The sequence below is a fragment of the Pseudomonas sp. XP1 genome, from assembly GCF_053557675.1.
This window is the reverse complement of record NZ_JBNRIJ010000009.1, coordinates 53,444-56,098: the sequence shown is the minus strand read 5'-3', so window position 1 is coordinate 56,098 and position 2,655 is coordinate 53,444. Positions and strand designations below refer to the sequence as shown.

The 2,655-nt window shown below is 65.7% G+C and carries 1 protein-coding gene; it reads right to left on the bottom strand.

Annotation, left to right across the window (positions count from 1 at the left end; all coding sequences use genetic code 11):
• Window positions 1-35: 35 nt before the first annotated feature.
• Window positions 36-2,624, bottom strand: coding sequence for a Fe/S-dependent 2-methylisocitrate dehydratase AcnD (acnD, locus tag ACK1U9_RS10700; protein WP_449109884.1), 2,589 nt, complete (start codon window positions 2,622-2,624; stop codon window positions 36-38).
• Between the last annotated feature and the right edge of the window lie 31 nt (window positions 2,625-2,655).

The following is a 2,655-nucleotide window of genomic DNA, read 5'->3' as shown; positions in this document are numbered from 1 at the left end:
GCCCCGGCGATGGGCCGCAAAGCGGCCCCCTGCAATTAGGCGGTCGCTTCGAGGAAGTCCTGGGCGAAGCGCTGCAGCACGCCGCCGGCTTCGTAGATCGACACTTCCTCGGCGGTATCCAGACGGCAGGTCACCGGTACCTCCAGACGCTCGCCGTTGGCGCGAGTAACCACCAGGGTCAGCGTCGCCCGCGGCGTACGCGCGCCCAGTACGTCATAGGTCTCGCTGCCATCCAGGCCGAGGGTCTTGCGGTCGGTGCCCGGCTTGAACTCCAGCGGCAGCACGCCCATGCCCACCAGGTTGGTACGGTGAATACGCTCGAAGCCTTCGGCGACGATCGCTTCGACACCGGCCAGGCGCACGCCCTTGGCCGCCCAGTCACGGGACGAACCCTGACCGTAGTCGGCACCGGCGACGATGATCAGCGGCTGCTTGCGCTCCATGTAGGTCTCGATCGCCTCCCACATGCGGGTGACCTTGCCTTCCGGCTCGATACGCGCCAGCGAGCCCTGCTTCACGCTGCCGTCTTCCTTGCGCACCATTTCGTTGAACAGCTTGGGGTTGGCAAAGGTAGCGCGCTGGGCGGTCAGGTGGTCGCCACGGTGGGTAGCGTAGGAGTTGAAGTCCTCCTCCGGCAGGCCCATCTTTGCCAGGTACTCGCCGGCAGCGCTGTTGAGCATGATGGCGTTGGACGGCGACAGGTGGTCGGTGGTGATGTTGTCCGGCAGCACTGCCAGCGGGCGCATGCCGCGCAGGGTACGTTCGCCGGCCAAGGCACCTTCCCAGTACGGCGGGCGGCGGATGTAGGTGCTCATCGGGCGCCAGTCGTACAGCGGTGCCACCTTCGGCCCACGGTCTTCCTCGATGGCGAACATCGGGATGTACACCTTGCGGAACTGCTCCGGCTTGACCGCGGCACGCACCACGGCGTCGATCTCTTCGTCGCTGGGCCAGATGTCCTTGAGGCGGATTTCCTTGCCATCGACCACACCCAGCACATCCTTCTCGATGTCGAAGCGGATGGTACCGGCGATGGCGTAGGCCACCACCAGTGGCGGCGAGGCGAGGAAAGCCTGCTTGGCATACGGGTGGATGCGCCCGTCGAAGTTGCGGTTGCCCGACAGCACGGCAGTGGCGTACAGGTCACGGTCGATGATTTCTTGCTGGATCACCGGGTCCAGGGCGCCGGACATTCCGTTGCAGGTAGTGCAGGCGAAGGCGACGATGCCAAAGCCGAGCTGTTCCAGCTCCTTCTCCAGCCCGGCCTCTTCCAGGTACAGCTGCACGGCCTTGGAGCCAGGCGCCAGCGACGACTTGACCCACGGCTTGCGGGCCAGGCCCAGCTTGTTGGCATTGCGCGCCAGCAGGCCTGCGGCAATCACGTTGCGCGGGTTGCTGGTGTTGGTGCAGCTGGTGATGGCGGCAATGATCACCGCGCCATCAGGCATTTGCCCCGGCACTTCTTCCCAGCTGCCGGCGATGCCCTTGGCCGCCAGGTCGCTGGTGGCAACGCGGGCATGCGGGTTGGACGGGCCGGCCATGTTGCGTACCACGCTCGACAGGTCGAAGCTCAGGGTGCGCTCGTAGACTGCGCCGCCCAGGCTGTCGGCCCACAGGCCGGCGGCCTTGGCATAGGTTTCCACCAGCTTGACCTGCTGTTCTTCGCGGCCGGTCAGGCGCAGGTAGTCGATGGTCTGCTGGTCGATGGCGAACATCGCCGCAGTGGCGCCATATTCCGGGGCCATGTTGGAGATGGTGGCGCGGTCGCCCAGGGTCAGGGCACGGGCACCCTCGCCGTGGAACTCCAGGTAGGCGCCGACGACTTTCTGCTTGCGCAGGAATTCGGTCAGGGCCAGCACCAGGTCGGTGGCAGTGATGTTCGGCGCCAGCTTGCCGGTCAGCTCGACGCCGACGATTTCCGGCAGGCGCATCCACGAGGCACGGCCGAGCATCACGTTCTCGGCTTCCAGGCCACCCACGCCGATGGCGATCACGCCCAAGGCGTCGACATGCGGGGTGTGGCTGTCGGTGCCGACGCAGGTGTCCGGGTAGGCCACGCCACGGTCGTTGTGGATCACCGGCGACATCTTCTCCAGGTTGATCTGGTGCATGATGCCGTTGCCCGGCTGGATCACGTCGACGTTCTTGAACGCCTTCTTGGTCCAGTTGATGAAGTGGAAGCGGTCTTCGTTGCGGCGGTCTTCGATGGCGCGGTTCTTTTCGAAGGCCTGCGGGTCGAAACCACCGCACTCGACGACCAGCGAGTGGTCGACGATCAGTTGCACCGGCACCACTGGGTTGACCTGGGCCGGGTCGCCGCCTTTGTCGGCAATGGCGTCACGCAGGCCGGCGAGGTCAACCAGTGCGGTCTGGCCGAGAATATCGTGGCATACCACGCGGGCCGGGAACCACGGGAAGTCGAGGTCGCGCTTGCGCTCGATCAGTTGGCCCAGCGAGGCGTCGAGGGTAGCCGGGTCGCAGCGGCGCACCAGGTTTTCGGCGAGTACGCGAGAGGTGTAAGGCAGGCCGTCGTAGGCGCCAGGCTTGATTGCCTCGACCGCCGCGCGGGCATCGAAGTAGTCCAGGTCGGTGCCTGGCAGGTGCTTGCGGAATGCTGTGTTCATATCGTTATCAGGCTCGGTCACGGTATTCGGG

Excerpts from the sequence above, each read along its gene's own strand:
- acnD (WP_449109884.1), bottom strand. The coding sequence starts at position 2,624 with ATGAACACAGCATTCCGCAAGCACCTGCCAGGCACCGACCTGGACTAC.